The following is a 21,998-nucleotide window of genomic DNA, read 5'->3' on the forward strand; positions in this document are numbered from 1 at the left end:
CCCCATGATGAGAAGTCCAATTGCCCGGGCGGCGTCCGAGCCATGGCGATCCAGAAGATGGCGATCCAGAAGGACGGCAAGACGCCCGAGCGACCACGGCGAGCTGCCGTCACCAAAGCAGAAGGGCGGCAGATTGCTCTGCCGCCCTCGTCAGGAATTTCGATCCGCCTTGGGACGATTACTTCAGGTTGGTCATCGCCGTCAGGTCGACCGAGAGCTTGGCGGTGCCGGTGGCGCCGCACCACTTCGAGCCCAGGCCACCCGGGTTGATCGCGGTGACGTTGGTGGTGCCGCTGGCGGTGAAGTCGCCAGTGAAGGCGTTGCAATTGCCCTTCGACAGGTTGGTGTCGGAGTAGCGCAGATCCAGCGTGAACACCTTGTAGGTGAAGCCGACGCCAACGTTCCAGGTGTTGTAGTCGGCGTAGTGGATGCCGTTCGGGAAGGCCGCGGTGCCGTAGAAGCTGTCGGTGGTGCCGAACCACTGGCGACCGAACTCACCCGAGACGTACATGCCGACGCCGCTCGATCCAAACAGGGTGCTCGGAGCGGTATACTTGCCGGTGACCGAGGCGTAGTTGCCCCAGGCGCCGGAGTTCAGGAAGCTCGGGGTATAGAATTCGGTGACGCCGAACGACCAGTTGTCGTTCACCGTATAGGTGCCCTTGCCGTAGACCTCGAAGAAGCTGACGTCCTTCTTCATGGTGTTGAAGTTCGTCAAGGTGTTGGCCTGGCACTCGGCGCTCAGCGCGCGGCCGGCGAAGTCCGTCGTGGCGCCGCCGCCGTAATAGCAGGTGCCGCCCGGATACAGGTAGCCCCAGACGCCGATGTCGAAGGCGAAGGCGCCGAAGGTCGGGCGGATACCGCCGTAGATGTCGATCTCGGCCGCAGCCCGGTTCGGGAAGGAGATGCTCTCGCCAGCGACGCCGACGTAGAACTGCAGGTCCTTGTTGACGTTGAAGCGCGGCTCGAAATAGGCGGCGACTGACGGCTTGTGGTTCGACTGGGTGATGCCGCGGAAGACGTAGTCGTTCATGATCGCCGCGCCGAACGCGATATCCCACGGTTCAAACGCGACCGGGGGCGGAGCCTTATAGGCCTTGACCGCCATGTCCGCCGCCGAAGCCGATCCCGAAACCATTGCCAGCGCCGTTGCCAGCAAAGCCCACTTTTTCATGACGATCCCCATCACCCTATTTCGAAAAAAGCCTGCCCCACATTGGCCCCCCAGGGCACAAACAAGACCGGCTGCGTCATCCAGACGCAATTTGTGCCAGGGTCTCGCCGCAGGTGAAGCAAAAAAGCGCGGCATCTGCCGCCTTTTTGGGCGTTTTGACAATTCCACGGCAGGTAGTCAGCGCGTGTTGCATTTGAACAACAAATCTCCGTGTCCTAGAGCAGCCCAGGACGCACATTCGGGTGTGCCGGCACGCTGACTCGTCGTGCCGCAAGCGAAATGGCGCAGCGCACCGGGATCGGATTCGCCCGGCCGTAGATCTGCGGGGGCGACGCTGGCGACGAGCAGATCGACAAAACGGCCAGCCAAAACAGAGCCAACAGACGGAGGCAACAACAAACGAGAAGGCCGCAGCGTTGCCGCCGCGGCCTCCCGATGTGAATTCGTTCGGTGGTGAGAACGATCCGATCCGGAAAGATCAGCTTCCGGAGGCAGTCCCCTCTCCGTCCTCGTGCGCCTCGGGCGCCACGCTCGGCATCGCCCAACTGGTTTCGGCAGCCGATTCGGTTGCGCTCACTTCGGGGGTTTCGACCAGAGGAGCCATCTTGGGAGCCCGCTTCTTGGCGGCCTTCTTCTTCGGCGCAGCGGGAACCTTTGCGGCCGACGTCTTGGCCTTCTTGGCGGGAGCCTTCTTCGCAGCAGCCTTCTTGGCAGGAGCCTTGGCCGCCTTCTTCGCCGCGGCCTTCACGGTCTTCTTCGCCTTCTTGGCCGGCGCCTTTGCAGCCTTCTTGGAAGCCTTTTTCGCGGACTTCTTGGCAGCCTTCTTGGCGGACTTCTTCGTCGCCTTCTTGGCTGTCTTGGCCTGCGCCATCAGCTTCTTCTTCTCTTTCTTGTCCTTCTTCGCCTTCTTGTCCTTCGCCATCAGAAACCCTCCAGTTGCCGCCGATCGATCAACTCATCCGGCGGGACGGGCCGGCAGTCAGCACGCGCCCGTCCGTCAAATCATTCCTGGTCGCGGACCGCCCGTCGCCCAGTCGAGAAGCTCAACGGTGTGCACGACGGGAACGGTGGTGCCGCTGGCAATCTGCATCATGCAGCCGATATTGCCTGCCGCGATCACATTCGGCTTGACGGTCGCGATGTTGGCGACCTTGCGATCGCGCAGCTTCATCGCGATGTCAGGCTGGAGAATGTTGTAGGTCCCCGCCGAACCGCAACACAAATGACTCTCCGGTATATCTTTCACCACGAATCCGCACTTGGAAAGCAATTCTTTCGGAATGCTCGTGATTTTCTGCCCATGTTGCAGCGAGCAGGCGGAGTGATAGGCCACGACGAGGTTGTCGTACCGAGATGCGGAGACCAGATCGAGACCCGCGAGATACTCGCTGATGTCCTTCGCCATGGCCGACACGGCCGCCGCGGGCGCTGCATATTGCGGGTCCTCGCGCAGCATGTGTCCGTAGTCCTTGATGACGGTGCCGCAGCCCGAGGTCGTCACCAGGATGGCGTCGAGACCGCCACGCTTTGCCTCGGCAGCCCACACCCCGACATTGGCGCGGGCGCGCGCCAGCGCGTCGGCGTCCTGCCCCATGTGATGGGTCAGCGCACCGCAGCATTGCTCGTCCCTGACCAGCACGACCTCGACGCCGTGCCGTGTCAGGACGTTGATCGCAGCCTGGTTGATGCGCGGCGCCAGCGCCGCTTGCGCGCAGCCCTGCAGCAGCGCGACGCGGCCGCGACGCTCGCCTTGCGCCGGAAACACGCTGCCGCCCGCGGGCCCCGGCGGCGGCAGCGCCGCGGCCGGCGCCAGGTCGAGCATCGCCCTGACGCGCCGCAGCAGGCTCGGCACAGGTCCCTGCGTCACGGAGGACGCCGGCAGCAGCGCCTTGAACGGCCGGCCGAGCCGCGCCAGGGTCATCGCGAGGCGAAACTCGCGCGGCCGCGGCAGCACATAGGCGAGCACGGCGCGCAGCAGCCGGTCCGTCAGCGGGCGCTGGTAGCTCTGCTCGATTCGCCCCCGCGCCTGGTCGACGAGGTGCATGTAGTGGACGCCGGACGGGCAGGTCGTCATGCAGGACAGGCACGACAGGCAGCGGTCGATATGCTTGACCACGTCGGCGGTCGGGGCCTGGTCCTTCTCGAGCATCTGCTTGATCAGGTAGATCCGGCCGCGCGGGCTGTCGAGCTCGTCGCCGAGCAGCACGTAGGTCGGGCAGGTCGCCGTGCAGAAGCCGCAATGGACGCAGGCGCGCAGGATCTTGTCGGCGACCGCGATGTCGGGATCGGCGAGCTGCGCCAAAGTGAACTCGGTCTTCATGGCGCAACGCTCCGCCTGATACGGCCGCGGTTGAGAATGGTCTTGGGATCGAAGGAGACGCGAACCCGCTCCTCCAGCGCGGCGACACCCGGCGGCTGCGGCTGGAAGACGTCGACCGCCAGACGCATCTCGTCCCACGCGCGGAGCAGGGTGGCGTGGCCGCCAACGGCCTCGGCCTGCTTGCGCACCAGCCCCGCGGACGCATCGGGCTGCGGCGGCAGCGCGGCCCAGATCAGACCGCCGCCCCAGTCATAGATCACCTCGCCGCCGGTCTGGCGCGTCAGCGCCTGCCCGATGACGCCGCCGGATACGGGCGGACAGACGATCCGCCAGACCGGCCAGGCCCCGAGCGGGCCATTGGCCGCGAACGGCAGCACGTCGCGCACGGCGCTCCAGACATCGGCGGAGGCGTCGTCCGCGATGATCTCGGCCGGACCGAAGGTCGCGAGCTGCTTGGCGAGCGACGCCGCCCGATGCGCCGCGGACGCCGTGATGCCCTCCAGCCTGATCACCGTGACCGCCTCGCGCGGCGAGCCGATCGGGCTCAGCCCATCGACCTCCGGCCGCAAGGTCGAAGCCGGCAGATGGGCGGCCCCCGACACGTCGAACGGCGACCCCAGCGCCGCCGTCATGGCGCGGTTGGCCTTGAGGTCGTCGAGCCCGCGCAGCACCAGGCTGCGCTCCGACTCCGGCCGCGGCATCACCTTCAGCGTCGCCTCGGTCATGACAGCGAGCGTGCCCCAGGAGCCCGCCAGCAGCTTGCAGAGATCATAGCCGGTGACGTTCTTGACGACCTTGCCGCCGGTCTTGAAGCTCTCGCCGAAGCCGGAGACGGCATGCGCCCCGAGCAGATGGTCGCGCGCCCCGCCGGCGCGGATGCGCCGCGGACCGGCCAGCCCCGCCGCGATCATCCCGCCCAGCGTGCCGCGGCCGGCCGTGCCGAGCAGCGGTCCCGTGTCCATCGGCTCGAACGCGAATTGCTGGCTCTTCGAATCGATCAGCGACAAGAGGTCGGCGAGCGGCGCCCCGGCCTGCGCGGTGATGATGAGCTCGTTGGGCTCGTAGCCGACGACGGCGCTCAGGGCCGACAGGTCGAGCACGGCGTTGGTGGTCGTGATCTGCCCGATCTGGCGCTTCGAGCCATGGCCGATGACGTCGAGCGGCTGCTCGCTGGCGATCGCGGCGCGAACCACCTCCTCCACGTCGGCTGCGTTGCGTACTTTGAGGGCGTCCACCGCTGCTCGCCTTGCTTGTTGATGATGACAGGCGGCCCAGCGCGACGCGCGGCCACCAGCGTTGGAATCCTTCTAGAGCATGATCTGCGAAAAGGGCAGCCCGGTCCGGCGAAAAGATCGTGCATGGACAAGGAGATGGGAGGGGCGGACGGGCGCAGATGGCGGAACGTTCGGGCGGGTCTCGGCCGAGTGCAGTTCCCTTGTCGTGGAGAGGCCGGTAGGCTTAGCGCCGAAGCGCTCGCATAGCCCCGTAGGAGCGGGTTAGCCGCCGATTTTTTGAGGCCCATGGCGGATGACGCGTTCGGCTATCCGCCCTCATCCCTTGATCGCAACGTCAACATTTTGTATATACAGAATCCGCATGAAAATTGTTTGGGATGAGCCGAAACGCCTAGCGAACATAGCCAAGCACCGCTTGGATTTCGCCGCATTGACCGAGGACTTCTTTGCGAACGCCCTGGTGCTTTCCGCCAAGAGCGGTCGCTACCGAGCGATCGGAGTGGACGCAAACGGCGTGATCTCTGTCGTATTCGCCGTACTTGGCCTCGAAGGAATTTCGGTGATTTCGATGCGCCCGGCCTCCAAGAAGGAAAGAAAGCTGTTCAATGCCACCAGCTAAGACGAAGCGCGCCTACTCGAAGGCTGACATGAAAGCTGTCTCGGACAATCCGGAATGGACCGAGAAGGATTTCGCCAGGGCCAAGCCATTTTCTGAGGTCTTGTCCGAGATTGCGAAAACAATCGCCCGGCGAGGTCCACAAAAGGAGCCGACAAAGATCCCGGTGAGTATCCGCTTGAGCCCCGTCGTCGTGAAGTATTTCAAATCAAAGGGACCGGGCTGGCAGACAAAAATAGATGACGCCCTGGTTGAGATCGTCACCAAGAAGCCCACGAACAAGCGCAAGGCAGCGAAGAAGTCACCCCGCCAGGCAGCGTGAACAGTCCGTACGACGGGTTCGCGAAGCGTCACCCGCCGACTTTGCGAGACCATGGCGGATGACGCCTTCGGCTCATCCGCCTTACGCCCTCTTATGCGCATCCATCCTTCGTCCGCCATCGAAGGATCGAGTGCAGGAACTGGGGTATCGTTGCCCTTGCAGCACTTCAACGAAAGGACTGATCACGATGACCGGATATGCCATCGAGACGAAAACCGTGAACGAGGCCGTCAGCGGCGGCGGCCTGCTGGTGGTGGCGCAATGGGAGGCGAGGGACGGCGAAGCCGACCGCGTCGCCGAGATCCTGTCGCGCTTCCTGCCCGAGGCGCAGCGCGAGCCCGGCGCCGAACTGTTCCTGATCTCCCGCGCCAAGGACAACCCGGCGCAGTTCCTGTTCTACGAGCTGTTCCGCGACGAAGCCGCGTTCAAGGCCCATCAGGAGAGCGACCACTTCAAGACCTATATCGCCGGCCAGGCCCTGCCGCTGCTGGCACGACGCGAGCGGGTGCAGTACGGGCTGATTTAGGCGCGCGTTTCCGGAACTTGGTCTTAGCGGATAGGTTAAAGCTGTCGCGATGCTGTCATGCTCCGCCCCGAGGTCTCGCCTTCGGCGAGGCCGAGGGCGGTTCCGGGGGAGCATCCAAGACTCCGCGGCAGACGCAAATTACAATGACAGTGCTGGACCGTAACACCACTTCTCGGGCGTAGTGCACCTTACCACGCATCCGCCAAGCAGCGACCTCGATTGGCGGCGTACCTAATTTGCACTCGGTTGTCCCCGAATTCCCTTAAAGGCTTCCGTCTGCTCAAGGGCCGCACTCCTTCGATCCCCCAAGTCGATCAGAGCATCCAGCACCTTTAGTAGCTCTTGCGCGTCTTGGAGACGCAAAGGAAAGTTCCAATCGGCCTGTCGCTGGACTACGCCAGCCATCCGCGCTGGCAACATTGTCCCGATCCACCCTTCCTTAGCGTTACCAATTGACGAGAGGGCGGCGTTCGCCTGCAGGCCAAACATCGTTACCGGATACGCTCGACCCGATCGTTCGCACAGATCAAGGAATTTTGACATGACAAAGCTAGACCAACCGATACGTCGGACGATCCGGTCGATGATCGGCATCACTTGACCAATTTGCGACCAATCACCATTGGCAAAGCGGGTTGCTCCCGGGGCTGCCGTCTCGAAGTTCACAAACAGGAGCGCTTTGATTAACTCCGGCATGTCGTAGCCGTAAACTTTGCCTGCGCGCCAGCTCTTCGGATTGAAAGTGCGATCCTGCACAACACGCGAAGCACAATCGTCCAACAAAGGCAAAGCGTTGGCTGGGACCGTAGCGGCATCATAAACATGACGTAACACCAATTTGTCAGTAAAGTTTGTAAGCACGCATAACGCATCTTCATCATCGGCGAGAAACGGATTGATGAAGCTGTTGCGGGCGACTTCAAGGCTCACGTAGGGTACGGCACGGGCCATCAGGTCCGCGAAGGCTCTATTCCACTCTAATAAGTCGGTCCGGCGATCGTCGCTCCGCCTGTCGTCTTCCGCTTGCCACGAAGGCATAATGCTTTCAGTTGTCCAACTGACAAGCTCCTGCAAAAACGACTCAAACAGAACACGGCAGGTCTGCGAGACCATCCATGCTTCAAGCGGCATTTTGCTAAAAAGTCTCGAGGCAGTTTGAGCATCGAAGAACACATCTGGATGCTGCCACTCGTCATCGGACACCCTTCTTCGACCGCGAGGGGCTTCCTTCACCCATGCAGGCGGCAGCTTTGGCATCGCGCTGATACAATTTTCTTCGAGCGCAGTAAGCGCAGCAATGAGGCTGTCGTCCCGCGCTTTTCGATTGGCTCCCCAATCCCACCCGCCATCGTTGAATTCCCCGCGATGGACGATGCAAAGCTTTACCGCAAGCTGCCCCGCAATCCAGCGCAGACCATCATCCTTGTCAGCAAAGAGGGCCTCAAACGCCAAATCACTCACGCTATCGAGCGGGTGAAGCCCTAACCTAAGAAGGCGTGCCGCGCTGTCCACCCGAGGTGCCGTGGAACGGCGATCATGGTACAAGGCGATGACAAGGCGCGTCTTCGGATGCCACGCAATCTTCGCCCCGCCAAAAACATCATCGGGCTCCTTCATGGCCTCGGTCCGCGCCATGATGCCCCATGCCCAATCTTGATCGTCGCTATTCGGAGCGCCAAAACGGATCAAGCAAGCGGCGACGCTCGCGACAACAGCCTGAGGAGAAGACGCACCACCATCGAACGTGTCGAAAGCCCCTACGGTATCGACACTCTTCGCGTGCGCCACGGCGTGCTCAAGCGTCATACCGTCAGCGATAGCGTTCGCCTTGAACGACTTCACCGCCCAGCCAACGATATTGAAACCCTTCAGAGAGGTTGCACTCTCCGCGAGCCGCTGTTCATCGCTTTCGGTGAGGGGCTTCGGGGACTCATAGGAAATTGCAACATGTTTTTCGTCATACTGGGCTTGTTTGTAATTTTCTCCGTCTCCAAGACCAGCCCAACGTTCAGCTTCCTCTCTTGAATGAGCGACGAATGCATCGTCCGCTTTCTGCTCTTCGAGTTCGTAAGGCAAATCATCGGGAAAGCGAGCAAGCGCCGCCTTAAAGTTCTCCCTGAGGGCATCGTCTTTGTTCAATGCGAAAAACATGGCGAGGTTTCTAATCTCTCGCGTCCGATACTTCCGCTGATCGAGAAACTCCTTCGCTTCGGCTTTCTCACCCGTCAATCGCGACAGAAAGCCCATACTGAAGAGATCGAGGTCCTTGTTCGGCTCTTGAACGTACCGGGCTATGTCGTGACCCCAAAGACGCTGACATGTCGCAACGGCGAGTGTCGTCTCTGTCGTTTCCCACGCCTCAAGCGTGAGCATGAGCGCCATGCCCAGCACAGCGTAGCATTCGTTCCCGCTGACAATGTCCTTGATTACATCGCTAGCCGGGCGGCCCGCTTCGAGTTGTTTGAAGGCCCAATAGTTCAACGCCAGGAACGCGCATTCCAAAGGGTTAGGCGCCAACTGCCCCCTACCCCAGTTATAGACGCGCCAGTCACCCCAAAACTGCTGATCTCCCCAAGGGAATGAGACGGACACCGGAACTGGCGTTCCCATTTTCTTCCGATTGATCGAATGAATTTGCCGCCAGCCCTTGGTCGCGTGGTTTGAGATGTTGCGTACGAGCCTTAAAGCGACATCTGGCCTAACAGCGAACAAACTCTTGAATGGCTCATGCAGCGCCGACGCAGGGAAATAGAAATTGTTACGGGCCTGGATGCCGATATCATTGAGGTCGTACCGATCATTGCCGGTAGCGTGAAACAATGAAGGAGAGCGGAGCGCCCCTCTTTGATTTTCGGTCAGTTGGTCTTTGGGAATCGCTCGTAGCTCCTCGAGACGCTTATAATAGTCCTCTCGCTCCTTTTGCTTCCTATTGAACTCGTCTTCCGGCAATTCATCGAGAAGCTCTGCTTCCGCCAAATCGGCCACGAGATCTGCATCGATGGAAACCATGACCGGAGAGAATCCGATAAGGTCGGCGTAAATGGTTCGCCGTCGACTCTCGTCCACGATGGTTCGGTTGAAGAGGTCAGTGGCATATTCAGGATAGCTTCGCGCCGAACGCAGAATGGTGGTGCGCAGGGACTTAGAAAGGTGGGAGCTATCATCGCGGCTGAACCGCCACTCCTTTCCGCTATCATCCTCGCCCTTGTCCCGCAGCTCACCTTTTTCAAACCGCAATAGCCAAGTGTTGGTCAACTCCAGAATATTTTTGGAGCGCGGATTCTTGAAATCGGCTGCCACATTTTGCCAGACGTCGAAAATCTCCATAACTCTCGGGATCAGCCGGACAGGAATGGTATCGGCCTCGCCTGTGATCCAATCGATCAAGCGACTCCATGCCGCAAAATCGGATGGCCAACCGAGCATATCGGCGAGGGTCAAATTATCCAGTCCCTCAACCGGGCTCTTGATCGTACCGAGAACCAAGGGACTTGGAATGGTGTGCTGCGCCTGAAACCAGACCAGCACCTTCTCAAAAAGTGTGAAGCCGTCGGCTTTGAGGAGCGCGGTAAACTCTGCTTTGGCATTTTCAAATGTCGGCGTGAAAGGTGGGGCTGTCAGCCACTCGCGTTGCCACTGCCGACGCAGTCTTTTACCCGCAAGTGAACGATAACCGTCTGTCCAACGGTCTTTGTCCGTCAAAGCTTCTTGTGCCATAAGACCGACCACACGGCCGAGCAACGGAGGCTCGCCTGCCGCGGTCAACGCATCTGTCCAACCGTCACCGAGTTCAATCAGAAGCCTGAAGAACGCCCATTCAAAAAAGATGTCGTGAGTGAAGGCAAGCAACGCTCCCTGACGTTCGTCGCGAATGATTTGATCGGTCTTGAGCGCGGCGACTTGTGCTATCGTCGCATCTCTTAATTCGCGAGTTGGAACGCCCTTCCCGAGATTGCGGACTCCTTTTTCGGCGATATCGATCAGCGCACGTTGCCGTTGTGGGACTTTATCAGCAATCGCGTCGTGCCCCGCACGCACCCACCAGGCCGAGATTAGATCTACTTCTGTTTGAGGCTCTGTGCCTTCTGGGACAGAGCGCGCAAGCACCGCTGCGAAGAATGGGCGTCGCGCAATGTCCTGAACAGCAGGGCTTCCGAACAAAACCCTGCGAAGGTGCGGCTTAGACTGCGCCAGCTTCTCCGACTCTTCGTCCGAGAACGGTTTGACGATAACATCGCCGATCCCGGTGTCCGCATACATGGCAGTAGGAAACCATGCTCGGAACGCTTCTAGGCCCTGATCGCGCGAACTGGCTAGAATTTTCCAGCGACTGAGGTTCGGGTTGCTGTGGATTGCATTTACGAGGTCAGTAATAATCCCCTGTTGATCCGGGCGAATACGATCGATACCGTCGATGAACAGGATCGGAGTACCAACAAATCCGATCTCTGCAAGCAGCAGCGCGGCATCCGTGACAAACAGTCCAAGGCTTGCGGCAAACTGCGTCCATCCAGTGCCGGCGAGGCGATCGTTTTTCAGAAAAATGATTGAGCCGCTCGCTGTAGCTTGCTTTGCGAAGCGCATTAGGACAGCGGACTTCCCGCAACCGGGAAGTCCGCCGATAGTGACGACGCGGTAGAGTTCAAGCTGTTTGGCAACTATCTCTTGTAGATCTGTGCGCTCGACATGGAAGTCATCAACCTTCTCCGACACGACGCTCAGTGCTTCGAGTGAATAGGCGTTGAGACGATGAATGTCATCGGCGAGACGCGGCATCGCTTTCAACCGCACTACGCCGTGGAGCTTTGCTAGGAGCTTGTCCCGCGTCCACTTTGCCCCGTTGGCCGAGCCTTCACGAGCAATTCGACAAAGACGATCGAACAAAAGAAGGCCCTGCCCGTCTTCCTTACTCGCGACTTGATCCTGCAGGCGATTGATTATGTCGGCACGCCGCGCACCGTTTTCTTCGAGGCCGTCGAAGCGGAGGGCTACAAAATGCTTGTAGAAGATGAACTCGTCGTCGGCATTGATCGCACCGATGACCGGCTTTAGGGCGTCTCGAAGATCGCACTCCGCCCTGGCGGCGGTCCCAGTGCTAAAAAACCGAGCCTCGAATTCTGAGCCTGACAAACTGTCTTCAGCCCATGCAATCAACCGATTGAGCGTACGCAGCGTTGCGTCCGTGACGTGCTCGACGATAAATCCGCACTTATCCGTCTCTTTGGTGACAGTGTTCAGAGCCTGTGTTTTGACGGCCGCCTTAACAATGGCGCTGAAGTCTTTGTCCGCGGCGCTTATCGTTACAGCGCGCTTGATCTGGAGGCTAAGAGTCCGGCTAGTGCCAACGTCATCGAATTGAACGACAAGGTCGTCCATGGGATTACCATGGCCTTGCTGTTGAACGGCAACGCTAACTACAATTCCTGATTGAGCAGCCGCACGGTCGCACCCCAAGAGATGTGCGAGATAGTAGGCGACAACTGTATCCTCATAAGTGAAGCCTGCTCCGCCGGTCAGTTCGGTTGATGCTGGCTTACTTTCAGACATGCACGGAATCCCTCTTCGACATTGCTCTAACCTTGCTGGTGCATGACGAAAATTCCTCGCTTGGTGGCGATAACGGACGAGACTTGGACTTTCATAGTCCAAGCATGAGCCATGCACGGAATTACAACGCAGGGTAGTCTAACAGAGTCGAACAGCGTAACGACATGATAATAAAACGGCTTTCAGCGCATCGCACGGCAACGCCGGGAAACGATTTCAAGCTGAAACAGCCCGCCAAAGGCGGGCTGTTTCAGCTTGAAATCAAACATTTAGCTTGCTTGCGGACATAGGATTTTGAACTCTATGACCTTCAGGTTATGAGCCTGACGATCGATTGATCCAGAACTTCAGAACAGTGCACGACGCTTGGCCTAGATCGAGCGCGTAGTGCCGGATAGATGTTGGCAAGGAGCGGCGGTATCGTCGCGCCCTGGTTCAAAGAGGACATCACCGGGCGTCGGGCAAATCACCACAGCGCTTTTGCGCGACCCTATGCCCATATGCGACCGGCCGCAGCAAAATCGCTCGCGCGGAAAAACTCATTTCGCGAGCACTTTCAACGCGAACGGCCAGCCCGCAACAAGCGTCGAAAATTTCCTCTTTCGTTTTTCCGAAAATCATGTTTCACTCCCCCCATCCCGCCTCACCGAGAGGGGCGTACGCGCGGTCGTCACGATATGCGAGGTGGGGATGCGGTGGCCGTGTCGGGTCGCAGCGTGATCTGATCATGCCGACGAACGACGTCGACGCGGACGTGAAATCGTGTGGGCCTGGCCTCCCGGTGCTGAGGCCAAGCGTGTCGTGCCCTTTGCGGGGCTGGCAGGCGACGGGGACAAGAACGCCGATCCCCGAGGCGAGCACGTATAAGCGTTAAGGCCGCCGCGCGGGGAATGCCGGTTGATCGGCTGAACCTGTGGTACCTGCCGCCTGCATTTTTTTCGCAGGCGGGCCATGGGTGAGGCCTTCACCCGGCATTCCCTGCGCCCTCTCGTTTGTTTTGGAGGGCGGACGATCGCACGATCCGGGCGTCATGCGCCGCGGGGATGCGAAGTCATGTCCGATATTGTCTGGGATATGGACCTCACGCCGTCGGCATGGCTGGACGGGCCTCATGGTTCGAGACGGCGCTGCGCGCCTCCTCACCATGAGGGTTCAGCTCCGAGAGCGGCGCGGCACATGGACCGTCAGCAGCGTGGTCATGGAGAGAGCGAGAGTGCTGGATCGATCTACACGGTACGTGTTCTGGGCACGACTTCCGCTCCTCCCCCTGAGGAGCCCGCCGCAGGCGGGCGTCTCGAAGGGCGAGGCCAGTACGGTGGCCTCTTGGTTGGAGACGGCGCTATCGCGCCTCCTCACCATGAGGGTCTCCAGCATTTGCGGGACGTGAGATCGAGCAGACACCAAACGATGCCGCCCTGCCCTCCCGAGCCCGCATCAGAACCTCGGCAGATCCGGAAACGCCAGCTTGCCGCCGTGGACATGCATGCGCCCGAGCTCGGCGCAGCGATGCAGGGTGGGGAAGACCTTGCCGGGATTGAGCAGGCCCAAATGATCGAAGGCGCACTTCACCCGCTGCTGCTGGTTGAGGTCGATCTCGGAAAACATCTCCGGCATCAGGTCGCGCTTCTCGATGCCGACGCCGTGCTCGCCGGTCAGCACGCCGCCCAGCTCGACGCAGCAGCGCAGGATGTCGGCGCCGAACGCCTCGGCCCGCTCCATTTCGCCCGGCTTGTTGGCATCGTACAGGATCAGCGGATGCAGGTTGCCGTCGCCGGCGTGGAACACGTTGGCGCAGCCGAGCTGGTACTTCTCCGACAGCTCGCGGATGCGCGCCAGCGCCTTCGGCAGCGCGCCGCGCGGGATGGTGCCGTCCATGCAGAGATAGTCCGGCGAGATCCGGCCGACGGCGGGGAACGCCGCCTTGCGCCCGGCCCAGAACAGGTTCCGCTCGGCCTCGGAGGTCGAGATCCGACAGGTGGTCGAGCCGCAGGCGTTTGCAATCGCTTCGACGCGGCCGATCAGCTCATCGACCTCGACGCCGGGGCCGTCGAGCTCGATGATCAGGAGCGCCTCGACGTCGAGCGGGTAGCCGGCATGAACGAAGGCTTCGGCGGCGTGGATGGCGGGCTTGTCCATCATCTCCATGCCGCCGGGAATGATGCCGGCGCCGATGATGCGGGCGACGCATTCGCCGGCCGCCTCGACCTCGGCGAACCCGACCATCAGCGCCCGCGCCGTCTCCGGCTTCTGCAGGATGCGCACCGTCACCTCGGTGACCACGCCGAGCAGGCCTTCGGAGCCGGTGATCAGCCCCATCAGGTCATAGCCGGCGTTCTCGGCGCATTTGCCGCCGATGCGCAGCACCTCGCCGGTCATCAGCACGAGCTCGCAGCCGAGCACGTTGTTGGTGGTCATGCCGTATTTCAGGCAGTGCACGCCGCCGGAATTCTCCGCGACGTTGCCGCCGATCGAGCAGGCGATCTGCGACGACGGGTCGGGTGCGTAGTAGAAGCCGGCATGCGCAACCGCCTGGCTGATGGCGAGATTGGTCACGCCGGGTTCGGTGACGACGACGCGGTTGTCGAAGTCGATGTCGCGGATGCGCTTGAACTTGCCGAGCCCGAGCAGCACGCCATCGGCCAGCGGCAAGGCGCCGCCGGACAACGACGTCCCCGAGCCCCGCGGAACCACCTTGATGCCCTGCTCGTGGCAATATTTCAGGACTCGCGAGACCTGCGCGGTGGTCTCCGGCAGCACCACGACCATCGGCGGCTGGCGGTAGGCCATCAACCCATCGGACTCGTAAGGGAGCATCTCGGCGGCGCTGTCGATGACGCCTTCGCCCGGCACGATTGCGCGCAGTGCAGCAACGATCTCGTCGCGGCGCGCCAGCACCGCCCGATCAGCTTCCGGCATCATGATCGCCATCGCGTTCCTCCGGCCCTCGATTTGCCCTGGCATATCAATCACAACGGAAACGGTTTGGATAGGCAGCGGATCAGCATTGGAGTTTGCGGCAGAGCAACAAACTCAGCCATTATGCTGATTTGCCTCAGCGCTTCCCCGCTTGTGCGTCGCTTGAGGCCATGCCACAACCTGCGCGCAAACTCGTCTCGTAACCCACAGAGCCTGATCCATGAAGAAAATGACTTTGAGCGCGCTCGTCATCCTCGCCTCGTCGTCGCTGGCGTCTGCCGCGCTGGCGCAGGATGCGGCCGCCGGCAAGACGTCCTTCAACAAGTGCCTGCCCTGCCACGCGATCGGCGAAGGCGCGAAGAACAAGGTCGGTCCGGAACTCAACGGCCTCGATGGACGCAAGTCGGGCAGCGCGCCGGACTACAATTATTCGGAAGCCAACAAGAACTCGGGCATCACCTGGAACGAGGCGGTCTTCAAGGAATACATCAAGGACCCGAAGGCCAAGATCCCCGGCACCAAGATGACCTTCGCGGGCATCAAGAACGAGACCGAGATCAACAATCTCTGGGCCTATGTCGCGTCGTTCGACAAGGACGGCAAGCAGAAGCAGTAAGCGGCCGGCCGCGGCCCTCCCGCTCGAGACCTGGAGGCCCCGGCAGACGCCGGGGCCTTTCCATCATCAGGGCGCCGCTTCGACGGCCGTGAGCGCGCTGACCATCCGATCGACCTCGCCCACCACGAGCTCCGGCACCGCATTCTGGACCATGTGCCCGAGGTCGGGCACGACGATCAGGCGCGCCTGGGGCAAGACCCGCGCGAGCGGCCGGGAATGGATCTCGGTATAGACCGTCCTGTCGGCATCGCCGGCCAGGATCGTGACCGGCACCTTGATCTCGCCATAGCGCGGCGCCTGCTCGATCACCGCCTGCTTCAGGGTGACGAGGTCGCGCGCATTGGCCAGGAACTCGCGCGGCCGCAGCAACAGCGGCGTCGCGGTCTGGTCGACGAAATCGTCCGGCATCTCCTGCGGCGCGAACACCCCGCGGGCACCAGGCGCCATCAGCGCCAGGCCGAGCGGCAGCGTGATCGTATGCGCCAGCAAGGGCCCGACCACCGGCGTCGTGACGGCCGCATTGTACTGTCCGACCCCGCCCCGCCAGGGATAGGCGACCGGCGCCAGCATGACGAGGCCCGCGACCCGGTCAGGGAAGTCGAGCGCCATGCGCAGGCCGAGCGCACCGCTCCAGGAATGGACCACGAGGATCACCGGGCCGATGCCGAGCCGGGCCAGCGCCTCGTCCAGCATGCGGGCCTGAACCGCGGGCGTCGAATCCTCGGCACGATCGCGCGGGCTCCAGCCGTGACCGGGACGGTCGACCAGGAGCACCCGATGACGCCGGGCGAGCAGGTCGCCGAGCGGCCTGCGCATCGCCTCGAGGTTCGAGCTGGCGCCGTGGACAAGCAGAAGCGGCGGCCGCTCCCCGTCACGCGGCCCGATATCCACAAGATTGATGGTCGCCCCACCGACCTCGACCGCCTCTCCCTGGGCCGGATAGCGTCTTTCCATCAGCACGACGCCGGCCTGGGTCAGCAGCGCCAGCAGCCCCAGGGCCCCTACTACGAGTATTGAAATCATTGATGATTTTCTGCCTGTCACCTGGACAGATACGGGATGGATCGCAGCGGGTTGCGGCTGCTGCCGCCGTCTCCCGTCATTTCGCCCGCGAATCCTGTCATGATGGCGTCGTCGGCCATTTTATAACCATGGTCAGGACATTTCCTCGCAATCAGCCGATGGCCGTGAATTACTTGCGGTCGGGTCATTGCGCAGTCGAAGCACGATGACCGGCCCTGTGTTTAGTTTGGTGTTTTGGGAGGGGGTTACCGATGAGCTTTCGTTCAAGCGAGGCAGCCATCGACGAGATCGTCGCGAGCTGCAACGGCGACCTTCGCGGCGCGCTGAAGGCGCTGCTGCTGGTCAACGAGCATCTCGAGGCCGAGATCGCACAACTCTATGCCGCGGCCGCCCAGTACGGCCTGCCGGACCGCCGCAGCACCGCGTTCCACTGAGCCGCCGGCCCGCTCGCGGGCGAGCCGATCAGTCCTCCTGCGTCATGTCCTTGTTCGGGCACGCGTTGATCGTGGATCTCGCGAGCTTGGCGTCATCCTTCGATTTGAAGGGGCCGGACGCGAACCAGATGTCGCCCATGATCGTGACGACCGGGTTGCTGGTCACGATCTCGCAGCGATTGGTGGCGCGGTTGCCGACCACCCAGAACAGATCCGGATCCTCGGCCCAGGCGGCCGACATCGTCGTCATCACCAGCGCTGCCGTCAGCACCGCCCGCCGCATCGCGTCTCTCCTGCCGAGCTCCATCGTTGAGAGGCAGCTAGGTTCGCGTGGCCGGACCGACAAGGACAGCCGCCCAGACGTGGTTAATCGGCCGTTACGGCTAGATGTCGCGCCCCTCGACCTTCTCGGTGAGGGTTTTCACCAGCTCCGGCACCTTGTCGAGATGCGGATTGACCTCGAGCGCCTTGCGGAACGCGTCCAGCGCCCGCTTCTCCTCGCCCAGATCCTGCATGATCATGCCGAGACCTGCGAGCGCGCCGAAGTGCCGCGGCTCACGCAGCAGGACCTGCTGGATGTCGGCAAGCGAGCGGCCGTAATCGTTCTGGAGGTAATAGATGGTCGCGCGACGGTTCCAGGCCTCGACATAGTCCGGACGAAGCTTAATCACCGAGTCCAGCAGCTTGAGCGCCACCTCGTTCTGCTTCGCGTCCATCGCCGCTTTGGAGCGCGACATCAGCAGGGCGACGGTATCGCTGGGGGTCTGCAGCCAGATCGCCCAAATCCGCGCCTCGACATGCTTGGCGCTGATCTCGTCGGGCGCCGCCTTCAGGGCACCGAACAGGAAATCGAGGCCCTTGGTCTTGTCGGCGCCGATCTTCGGCAGCTTGGCCGGAGCCTCGGGCGGCTTTGGCTTGACGCCGGCCCGCGGCTCCCCCTGCGCAAAGGCAAGATGCGGTACCGAAATGACGACAACGGCGAGAAGAATCGCCCGCAAGGATCGCTTGGCCATACCCCAAGTCTAAACGTAGTCGGCGCGTCCTGCAAAGCAGCACGCGCCTCAAAGACCTGTGAGGAGGCCCCTCTTCTCGAGGGGAGATCTACGGGATCAGCCCTGGCGCGCCTTGAAGCGGCGCTGGACCTTGTTGATCACATAGACACGGCCCTTGCGGCGGACCAGACGGTTGGCGCGATGGCGGCCACGCAGCGACTTCAGCGAGTTACGGACCTTCATGGGACATCCTGATACGTTGAAAGGCCGTGTTGGACAGGCCGGAAGTGGCAAATACAAAGGGATTTCCGCAAGCGACCAGGTCGCCCGGATTGGCCGGTTTCTAACCACCAGCCCGCCGGATGTCAATCATGGCGGGCCCCGGCTTCAACAGAACCGGCCGGCGACGCGCCCCTCGATCCAACTTGGCGATTGCCAAATTTGTTATATCCTATAATCAATTTTCCAAAGCCAAGAACCAACCGCCGGGAACGCCCATGCCCAAGCTCGCTCTGCCCAAGATCGACGATGTCGTCGCCATCGACATCCATACCCATGCCGAGGAGCCCTGCGGCATGCATGCGGATGACGGCTACGACGATTTCCAGGCCCAGATGGCCGACTACTTCAAGTCGCCGCACAAGCATCCGCCGACGGTGCCGGAGACCGCCGCCTATTATCGCTCCAAGAACATCGCCGCGGTGATCTTCCCGGTCGACGCCGAGCGCGAGACCGGCTTTCGGCGCTACAACAATTACGAGATGCTCGAGGTCGCTTCCGACCATCTCGACGTCCTCATCCCCTTCGTCAGCATCGATCCGCACAAGGGCAAGCTCGGCGTGCGCGAGGCGCGCAAGCTGATCGAGGAGTATGGCGTCCGCGGCTTCAAGTTCCACCCGACGATGCAGGGCTTCTACGCCAACGATCGGCTGGCCTATCCGCTGTATGAGGCGATCAACGACGGCGGCGCGATCGCACTGTTTCACACCGGCCAGACCGGCGTCGGCTCGGGCATGCCGGGCGGCATGGGGATGCGGCTGAAATATTCCAACCCGATGTACATGGACGACGTCGCGGCCGACTTCCCCGACCTCAAGATCATCCTCGCCCACCCCTCCTTCCCCTGGCAGGAGGAGGCGCTGTCGGTGGCGACCCACAAGCCGAACGTCTATATCGACCTGTCGGGCTGGTCGCCAAAGTACTTCCCGCCGATCCTGGTGCGCTACATCAACTCGATCCTGCAGGACAAGATGCTGTTCGGCTCGGACTGGCCGGTCATCACGCCGGACCGCTGGCTCGCCGATTTCGCCAAGCTCGACATCCGCGACGAGATCCGGCCGAAGGTGTTGAAGGCCAACGCCCGCAAGCTGCTAGGGATCTGACGTCGTCGGTCCTGTCCTTGCCGCCCCGCGCAAGTCACGGGCATCATGCTATCATCCGCAGGCGCGGTGGCCATCAGCCTTAGCGCCTGTCTGCTTTCGATCAGGTGAGCGCCGTGCCCTTCAAAGCCGTGGTCTTCGATGCCTATGGCACGCTGTACGACATCCAGTCGGTAGCGGCCGTGACCGAGCAGGCCTTTCCCGGCCATGGCGACATCATCACGCAGATCTGGCGCATCAAGCAGCTCGAATACACCTGGCTGCGCTCGCTGATGCAGCGTTACGAGGACTTCACCGCCGTCACCTGCGACTCGCTGATCTACACGCTGCGCGTTCTCGGGCTGCAGGCCGATGCGGCGACGCTGGACCGCATCATCGCCAAATATCTCGATCTCGATCCCTACCCCGATGCGAGGGCTGCGCTCGCCGCGATGAAGGATCATCGGCTCGCGATCCTCTCCAACGGCAGCCCTGCGATGCTCGACAGCCTAGTCAAGGCCAGCGGCTTCGATGCTCCGCTCGATGCGGTCATCAGCGTGGATGCCCGGAAGATCTTCAAGCCGAGTCCCCAGGCGTACGCACTGATCGAGGAGACGCTCGGGTTTGCACCCGACGAGGTGCTGTTCGTATCCTCCAACCCCTGGGACGTCTGCGGCGCCAAGGCGTTCGGATTGAACGTCGCCTGGATCGAGCGCGTCACCCCGGACGCCATGGCGGCTGCCTGCAGCCAGACCGACCTCGTCGCGCCGCTCACCCTGTTCAAGGCGCTGCGCAGCCAGATGGACGAGTTGGGTTTGGCGCCGGACTATCGTATTGCTGCGCTATCCGAACTGCCCGAGATCGTCGCCAAACATGAGCCTTGATTCCGTCCGCGCCTTCTTCACCGAAAAAGCCCCCGACATCGACGTCCTCGTTTCCAGCCAGAGTTCCGCCACCGTGGCGCTCGCGGCGGAAGCCTATGGTGTCGAGCCGGCCCGCATCGCCAAGACGCTGTCGCTGCGCGTCGGCGAGCGCGTCATCCTGATCGTCGCCGCGGGCCACGCAAGGATGGACAACAAGAAGGTCAAGGCGCAGTTCGGCGGCAAGCCGAAGATGCTCGGCGTCGACGAGGTCGCCGACATCACCGGTCACGAGGTCGGCGGCGTCTGTCCGTTCGGGCTGAAATCGCCGCTGCCGGTCTATTGCGACGTCTCGCTGAAAGCCTTCGACATCGTCGTGCCAGCGGCAGGCTCGACCCATAGCGCCGTCAAGATCACGCCGGACCGCATGGCCGAGCTGACATCAGCCGAATGGGTCGACGTTTGCGAGGTCGCGACTTAGTCGTCGCACCGAAATGATACCAGGCGCGGCAGCTTCATCGCGTCGTGCGCTCATTTGGCGACTGACGAAAGCTCGCTCTGTTGCGAGCGAGCGGTGCCCGACTTCAAAAATAGCGCCCCCATGAGCGCCATGAACCATGCAATGAACGGATGCCAGAGCGGCACCGCCAGCAGTCCGAACCATCCGAAAGCGATTTCCGGCACTCGAGCGTTGCGCTCATAGCTCCGGGACGCGGGCATGAGTCCACCATTTGCGTCGTTGAAGGTGCAGGGTCCACGCCGGGCGGTCTCGACGCCGTCTTGTGTGTAGACGATCAACGCACGTGCACGCACGGAGCAGATCAGCACATCTCCCGCGTCACTGACACCGATATCGAAGGCGCCGCCTTGCGAACCGACGTAAAAACCTCGCTCGAAGCCCTGGGGACCATAGCGCTGCACTCTCCCCAACGGCTCGCTCGCAACAAACACGCGTCCATTTGGAGCTGCAACCCGGGCCGAGCCAAGCGCGTTTGGAAGCTCGATCGCATTCAGCCAATCGTCCGGAAACACCCCCAATCCGAGCGGTAGCAAAAACCCAATGATTCCGAGAGCGACGGCGCACCTTGCAACGGCGCTCGGCAGCTGCTTCCACATGGAAACCACTCCCCCGAACGTCACTTGCGCTTCCCTTTCGCCAGCTCCTTGACCAGGAACTCCGCCAGCACCTCGACCCGGGCGGGGCGCGGGCCGCCGGGCGGCATCACCAGATGCATCGCCCCTTCGGGCTGGCTCCAGCCCTTCAGGATCACCTCGACCTCGCCCGAGGCGATCGCGTCGGCAACGATGAAGTCCGGCAGGTCGGCGATGCCGAGGCCGGCGATGACCGCCGGCAGCACCGCCTCGCCATTGTTGACGCGCAGCTGTCCGGCTGGCCGCACGCTGGCCTGCTCGCCGGCTGCATTGGTGTAGTGCCAGACGCCAGCGGTGGAGAGATAAGCGTAACCGAAGCATTTGTGCTCGGCAAGATGCATCGGATGCGTCGGCCGTCCGTGCCGCTTCAGATAGGACGGCGCCGCCACCGTGTAGCGCGGCATCGCGCAGAGGCGGCGCGCCACCAGTGATGAGTCCGGCAGCCGCGCGATGCGCAGCGCGAGATCGAACCCCTCGCCGATGAGATCGACGGTCGCATCGCTCATGTGCAGATCGATCGACACTTCCGGATATTGTTCGAGAAAGACCGGCAGCAGCGGTGCGATCTTCTTCACACCGAAGGTCATCGGCACCGCGAAGCGCACCAGCCCGCGCGGCGTCAGCGATTGCGCCAACGCCTCGGTCTCCGCCGCCTCGCCATCCGTGAGCAGTTGCGCGGCCCTCTCTGACAGCCGCTGCCCGGCATCGGTCAGCGCCAGACGGCGCGAGGTGCGGTTGAACAGCCGCGTGCCCAGGCGTTCTTCCAGCCGGCTCACGGCCTTCGACACTGACGCCTTGGACAGGCTCAGCTCCTGCGCCGCGCCGGCGAAGGAGCGCAGCTCGACGACCTTGGCGAAGATCGCCATCGCCTCGAAATCCGGAAGTCGCGCCATTGGCGGCAATCTCA

General features: G+C 62.1%; 21 protein-coding genes. 8 read left to right on the forward strand and 13 right to left on the reverse strand.

From position 1 onward, the window contains the following. Positions 1-178: 178 nt before the first annotated feature. From QX135_RS13080 to QX135_RS13095, 4 genes are all read right to left on the reverse strand, one after another. A complete protein-coding gene (locus QX135_RS13080; RefSeq protein ID WP_316234112.1) occupies positions 179-1,174 on the reverse strand; it encodes a TorF family putative porin in 996 nt (331 codons plus the stop codon). Between the two features lie 478 nt (positions 1,175-1,652). After that, positions 1,653-2,096, reverse strand: a complete 444-nt coding sequence (locus tag QX135_RS13085; RefSeq protein ID WP_315779071.1) for a hypothetical protein — start codon at positions 2,094-2,096, stop codon at positions 1,653-1,655. 75 nt (positions 2,097-2,171) lie between these two features. Then, the gene (glcF, locus tag QX135_RS13090; RefSeq protein ID WP_316181798.1) at positions 2,172-3,494 is read right to left on the reverse strand and encodes a glycolate oxidase subunit GlcF; all 1,323 of its coding nucleotides are present in this window, start codon (positions 3,492-3,494) and stop codon (positions 2,172-2,174) included. Continuing rightward, a complete protein-coding gene (locus QX135_RS13095) occupies positions 3,491-4,729 on the reverse strand; it encodes an FAD-binding protein (protein WP_316181800.1) in 1,239 nt (412 codons plus the stop codon). The genes glcF and QX135_RS13095 overlap by 4 nt, the downstream gene beginning before the upstream one ends. A 361-nt stretch (positions 4,730-5,090) precedes the next feature. Between QX135_RS13095 and QX135_RS13100 the strand changes: the two genes are divergently transcribed. The 3 genes from QX135_RS13100 (at position 5,091) to QX135_RS13110 (ending at position 6,193) form a co-directional block, all read left to right on the forward strand. Continuing rightward, positions 5,091-5,348: a BrnT family toxin gene (locus QX135_RS13100; protein ID WP_316181802.1), complete on the forward strand. Its 258-nt coding sequence runs from the start codon at positions 5,091-5,093 to the stop codon at positions 5,346-5,348. Positions 5,349-5,376: 28 nt separating this feature from the next. Continuing rightward, on the forward strand, positions 5,377-5,667 hold the full coding sequence (locus QX135_RS13105) for a BrnA antitoxin family protein (protein ID WP_316181806.1): 291 nt from the start codon (positions 5,377-5,379) through the stop codon (positions 5,665-5,667). Positions 5,668-5,854: 187 nt separating this feature from the next. Beyond that, entirely contained in the window at positions 5,855-6,193 is a 339-nt protein-coding gene (locus QX135_RS13110) for a putative quinol monooxygenase (RefSeq protein WP_316181808.1), read from the forward strand. Between the two features lie 231 nt (positions 6,194-6,424). Here the strand turns inward: QX135_RS13110 and QX135_RS13115 are convergent, their stop codons facing one another. The 3 genes from QX135_RS13115 to QX135_RS13125 all read right to left on the reverse strand — a co-directional run bounded on the left by QX135_RS13115 (position 6,425) and on the right by QX135_RS13125 (position 14,668). Continuing rightward, complete coding sequence (locus QX135_RS13115; protein ID WP_316181810.1) at positions 6,425-11,740, reverse strand: ATP-binding protein; 5,316 nt, start codon at positions 11,738-11,740, stop codon at positions 6,425-6,427. Between the two features lie 447 nt (positions 11,741-12,187). Beyond that, the gene (locus QX135_RS13120) at positions 12,188-12,361 is read right to left on the reverse strand and encodes a hypothetical protein (RefSeq protein ID WP_316181811.1); all 174 of its coding nucleotides are present in this window, start codon (positions 12,359-12,361) and stop codon (positions 12,188-12,190) included. Positions 12,362-13,174: 813 nt separating this feature from the next. Continuing rightward, positions 13,175-14,668 carry an FAD-linked oxidase C-terminal domain-containing protein gene (locus QX135_RS13125; RefSeq protein ID WP_316181813.1) on the reverse strand — a complete coding sequence of 498 codons (1,494 nt, stop codon included), beginning with the start codon at positions 14,666-14,668 and terminating at the stop codon, positions 13,175-13,177. A gap of 208 nt (positions 14,669-14,876) precedes the next feature. On the opposite strand from QX135_RS13125, the gene cycA reads away from it, so the two are divergent. Next, positions 14,877-15,272 carry a cytochrome c-550 CycA gene (gene cycA, locus QX135_RS13130; protein ID WP_315736540.1) on the forward strand — a complete coding sequence of 132 codons (396 nt, stop codon included), beginning with the start codon at positions 14,877-14,879 and terminating at the stop codon, positions 15,270-15,272. A 66-nt stretch (positions 15,273-15,338) separates the two neighbouring features. Here cycA and QX135_RS13135 read toward each other — a convergent pair whose 3' ends face one another. Further along, positions 15,339-16,295, reverse strand: a complete 957-nt coding sequence (locus QX135_RS13135; RefSeq protein WP_316181815.1) for an alpha/beta hydrolase — start codon at positions 16,293-16,295, stop codon at positions 15,339-15,341. Between the two features lie 251 nt (positions 16,296-16,546). Between QX135_RS13135 and QX135_RS13140 the strand changes: the two genes are divergently transcribed. Continuing rightward, positions 16,547-16,729, forward strand: a complete 183-nt coding sequence (locus QX135_RS13140; RefSeq protein ID WP_231319498.1) for a hypothetical protein — start codon at positions 16,547-16,549, stop codon at positions 16,727-16,729. 28 nt (positions 16,730-16,757) lie between these two features. On the opposite strand, the gene QX135_RS13145 is transcribed toward QX135_RS13140, so the two are convergent. The 3 genes from QX135_RS13145 to ykgO all read right to left on the reverse strand — a co-directional run bounded on the left by QX135_RS13145 (position 16,758) and on the right by ykgO (position 17,964). Next, positions 16,758-17,012 (reverse strand): hypothetical protein, encoded by a 255-nt coding sequence (locus QX135_RS13145; RefSeq protein WP_315736538.1) that lies wholly within the window; start codon positions 17,010-17,012, stop codon positions 16,758-16,760. 100 nt (positions 17,013-17,112) lie between these two features. Beyond that, positions 17,113-17,742, reverse strand: a complete 630-nt coding sequence (locus tag QX135_RS13150; protein ID WP_315736537.1) for a tetratricopeptide repeat protein — start codon at positions 17,740-17,742, stop codon at positions 17,113-17,115. A gap of 96 nt (positions 17,743-17,838) precedes the next feature. Then, on the reverse strand, positions 17,839-17,964 hold the full coding sequence (gene ykgO, locus QX135_RS13155; protein ID WP_006611362.1) for a type B 50S ribosomal protein L36: 126 nt from the start codon (positions 17,962-17,964) through the stop codon (positions 17,839-17,841). Positions 17,965-18,218: 254 nt separating this feature from the next. On the opposite strand from ykgO, the gene QX135_RS13160 reads away from it, so the two are divergent. The 3 genes from QX135_RS13160 to QX135_RS13170 all read left to right on the forward strand — a co-directional run bounded on the left by QX135_RS13160 (position 18,219) and on the right by QX135_RS13170 (position 20,420). Beyond that, positions 18,219-19,103 (forward strand): amidohydrolase family protein, encoded by an 885-nt coding sequence (locus QX135_RS13160; RefSeq protein WP_315736536.1) that lies wholly within the window; start codon positions 18,219-18,221, stop codon positions 19,101-19,103. 113 nt (positions 19,104-19,216) lie between these two features. Further along, on the forward strand, positions 19,217-19,963 hold the full coding sequence (locus tag QX135_RS13165; RefSeq protein ID WP_316181818.1) for a haloacid dehalogenase type II: 747 nt from the start codon (positions 19,217-19,219) through the stop codon (positions 19,961-19,963). Then, complete coding sequence (locus QX135_RS13170) at positions 19,953-20,420, forward strand: YbaK/EbsC family protein (RefSeq protein ID WP_316181820.1); 468 nt, start codon at positions 19,953-19,955, stop codon at positions 20,418-20,420. Before QX135_RS13165 ends, QX135_RS13170 begins: the two co-directional genes overlap by 11 nt. Positions 20,421-20,470: 50 nt before the next feature. Here the strand turns inward: QX135_RS13170 and QX135_RS13175 are convergent, their stop codons facing one another. Both QX135_RS13175 and QX135_RS13180 read right to left on the reverse strand, forming a co-directional pair. Next, entirely contained in the window at positions 20,471-21,055 is a 585-nt protein-coding gene (locus tag QX135_RS13175) for a hypothetical protein (protein ID WP_316234113.1), read from the reverse strand. A gap of 20 nt (positions 21,056-21,075) precedes the next feature. Then, the gene (locus QX135_RS13180; protein ID WP_316181823.1) at positions 21,076-21,984 is read right to left on the reverse strand and encodes a LysR family transcriptional regulator; all 909 of its coding nucleotides are present in this window, start codon (positions 21,982-21,984) and stop codon (positions 21,076-21,078) included. Positions 21,985-21,998: the final 14 nt, after the last annotated feature.

The sequence above is a fragment of the Bradyrhizobium sp. SZCCHNR1098 genome (assembly GCF_032489375.1).
Classification (GTDB): domain Bacteria; phylum Pseudomonadota; class Alphaproteobacteria; order Rhizobiales; family Xanthobacteraceae; genus Bradyrhizobium.

Coding starts and splice junctions, on each gene's coding strand:
- QX135_RS13080 (WP_316234112.1), bottom strand. CDS start 1,174: ATGAAAAAGTGGGCTTTGCTGGCAACGGCGCTGGCAATGGTTTCGGGA.
- QX135_RS13085 (WP_315779071.1), bottom strand. CDS start 2,096: ATGGCGAAGGACAAGAAGGCGAAGAAGGACAAGAAAGAGAAGAAGAAG.
- glcF (WP_316181798.1), bottom strand. CDS start 3,494: ATGAAGACCGAGTTCACTTTGGCGCAGCTCGCCGATCCCGACATCGCG.
- QX135_RS13100 (WP_316181802.1), top strand. CDS start 5,091: ATGAAAATTGTTTGGGATGAGCCGAAACGCCTAGCGAACATAGCCAAG.
- QX135_RS13105 (WP_316181806.1), top strand. CDS start 5,377: ATGAAAGCTGTCTCGGACAATCCGGAATGGACCGAGAAGGATTTCGCC.
- QX135_RS13110 (WP_316181808.1), top strand. CDS start 5,855: ATGACCGGATATGCCATCGAGACGAAAACCGTGAACGAGGCCGTCAGC.
- QX135_RS13115 (WP_316181810.1), bottom strand. CDS start 11,740: ATGTCTGAAAGTAAGCCAGCATCAACCGAACTGACCGGCGGAGCAGGC.
- QX135_RS13120 (WP_316181811.1), bottom strand. CDS start 12,361: ATGATTTTCGGAAAAACGAAAGAGGAAATTTTCGACGCTTGTTGCGGG.
- QX135_RS13125 (WP_316181813.1), bottom strand. CDS start 14,668: ATGGCGATCATGATGCCGGAAGCTGATCGGGCGGTGCTGGCGCGCCGC.
- cycA (WP_315736540.1), top strand. CDS start 14,877: ATGAAGAAAATGACTTTGAGCGCGCTCGTCATCCTCGCCTCGTCGTCG.
- QX135_RS13135 (WP_316181815.1), bottom strand. CDS start 16,295: ATGATTTCAATACTCGTAGTAGGGGCCCTGGGGCTGCTGGCGCTGCTG.
- QX135_RS13140 (WP_231319498.1), top strand. CDS start 16,547: ATGAGCTTTCGTTCAAGCGAGGCAGCCATCGACGAGATCGTCGCGAGC.
- QX135_RS13145 (WP_315736538.1), bottom strand. CDS start 17,012: ATGCGGCGGGCGGTGCTGACGGCAGCGCTGGTGATGACGACGATGTCG.
- QX135_RS13150 (WP_315736537.1), bottom strand. CDS start 17,742: ATGGCCAAGCGATCCTTGCGGGCGATTCTTCTCGCCGTTGTCGTCATT.
- ykgO (WP_006611362.1), bottom strand. CDS start 17,964: ATGAAGGTCCGTAACTCGCTGAAGTCGCTGCGTGGCCGCCATCGCGCC.
- QX135_RS13160 (WP_315736536.1), top strand. CDS start 18,219: ATGCCCAAGCTCGCTCTGCCCAAGATCGACGATGTCGTCGCCATCGAC.
- QX135_RS13170 (WP_316181820.1), top strand. CDS start 19,953: ATGAGCCTTGATTCCGTCCGCGCCTTCTTCACCGAAAAAGCCCCCGAC.
- QX135_RS13175 (WP_316234113.1), bottom strand. CDS start 21,055: ATGTGGAAGCAGCTGCCGAGCGCCGTTGCAAGGTGCGCCGTCGCTCTC.
- QX135_RS13180 (WP_316181823.1), bottom strand. CDS start 21,984: ATGGCGCGACTTCCGGATTTCGAGGCGATGGCGATCTTCGCCAAGGTC.